General features: G+C 35.3%; 1 protein-coding gene. It reads right to left on the bottom strand.

The window, feature by feature from the left end:
- Positions 1–2,107, bottom strand: a 2,107-nt coding sequence (locus G9C87_RS20670) for a condensation domain-containing protein (RefSeq protein ID WP_172284689.1), incomplete at both ends; no start/stop codon positions are given.

Genomic DNA, 2,107 nt, shown 5'->3' on the forward strand with positions numbered 1-2,107 from the left:
TTGTAAAAAGTACCATATTTCAAATATTCCTTAGTCTTCCCCATAATAGCTGATTCTCCTGCGGTTATTAAACCTTTCAATCCCTGAAGTCTCTCAACATTTAATAAACTGAAAAATGCAGGTGGCAGTGTTACCAGATCAATGGAATGATTATTTACATAATCTTCAAAGGCATAAGCATCCTTTCTAACTGAATCACTCAAAATATGAAGACTTCTGCCACTAAGCAACGTAATAAAAATCTCTGAAATAGAAGCATCAAATGAAAAAGAAGCGAACTGAGCAACATTTTCATAGGAGGAAACTTCAAAGAATTCTTTCTGGAATAATATCGTATTTAAAATACCACCATGGGTATTCAAAACTCCTTTAGGCTCTCCCGTAGAACCCGATGTATAAATGATATAGGCAATATCATCTTTTTCTAAAACGGCTGATGTAAAGTCTGAAGCATCTTCTTCCGTGAATTCCAAATCAATGGAAAAGGATTCTCCGGAGTAGAAATCAAGGTCAAAGAAATAGTAAGATTCGGTGATCAGTAAAGATAATCCGGAGGTCATCACCTCTTTCCTGGATTCTGGAAGATTCGCATCTATAGGTACATAAACTGCCCCTAGCTTCAATATCCCAAGAATGGAAACGATCTGATTCTCTCCACGGTTAAGCATTACTCCTACCTGATCGCCTTTCTTGATCCCATAAGCACTTTGAAGCTGAAGAGCAAGGCTGGATGCTTTTTCATTCAATTCGGTATAGCTTAAGCTAAGATCATCAAAAACAACAGCAATATTGTTCGGAGTAAGACTTACCTGATCTTCAAATAAACTAATAATTGTGCCATTTGAAGGATAAACTAACTCGGTAGCATTAAAGTCATTTAGTAATAAATTCTTCTCTTCTGCTCCCAGATATTCAATATCAGAAAAGAATTGGTCTGCTGAGATAGTAAATTCATTCAATACGTTTTTGAAATGAGATACCAACGTCATTATCGATGATGAATAAAATACAGATGAATTGTATCTGAATTCAATCTTTAAAGAATCTGCAGTAGGAACCACTACTATATTAAAATCATAATTGTTCTGATCAAAAGCTTCTGCCTTTTTATGCATCAATCCTGCTTCTTCTGCTGAAGTCTGATCATCATACTTTGCAAAGTTCTCAAAAACTATAATATTATTAATCAAATCTTTTCCTAATGAAGATAAAGACTGTATTTCTGCTAAACTGTTAAAATGATAACCTGTACTTTGGATAGAATCCTGATGAAGCTTATTCAAAAGGCTACGAGGGGTTTCTTTTCCATCTACTTTTATACGCACAGGAATGGTATTGATAAACAATCCCACCATATTCTCTATGCCTTCCAGCTCAGCAGGTCTTCCCGATACCACTGATCCGAAAACAATTTCCTCAGAAGAATTATACTTACTCAAAAGGTAAGACCAAACTGCCTGTACATAGGTGTTTAAGGTAATTCCCAAACTTTGACAAAACTGATGAATCTCCGTAAACCCCTCACCATCAATCATTATTGCTTCAGAAATAAAATGAGGTTTCTCTCCATGTTCTTGTTTTTTAAACGGAACTCCTGTAAGAGTGTCAAATCCTTCTAAATATTTTTTCCAATGAAGAATTCCTTCCTTTTTATCAAGGGTTTCCAGCCATTTAATGTAGGAAGAATAGTTTTGAGTCTCTCGTAAATTAATCTCTGTTCCTTGTTTAAGGGAATTTAAAATTATAGAAAAATCATTGATCAGAATACTTAAACACCATCCATCCATAATGATATGATGATGACTCCAGATAAATTCATATTCTCCATCTTTCAGCTCTATAACCATCAAACGCATCTGAGTAGGCCTACTCAGATCTAAACCACGCGCTATATCACCCTGCTTGATGTTAGCTAATTCCAGATCGGATTCTAATATCAGATGCTTGAAGTCTACATGAGCTTTTTTGTGGACAAGCTGAAGCGGAACTTCTCCGTAATGGTTATCAAAGGAAGTTCGAAGAATAGTGTAACGGTTAACCAGAATACCAAAAGCTTCTTTTATACAACCTACATTAAGATCCGAGGATTTTACTCTGTAAGAAGTTT

The organism is Chryseobacterium sp. LAM-KRS1, assembly GCF_013184525.1.
GTDB classification, from domain to species: Bacteria; Bacteroidota; Bacteroidia; order Flavobacteriales; family Weeksellaceae; genus Chryseobacterium; species Chryseobacterium proteolyticum.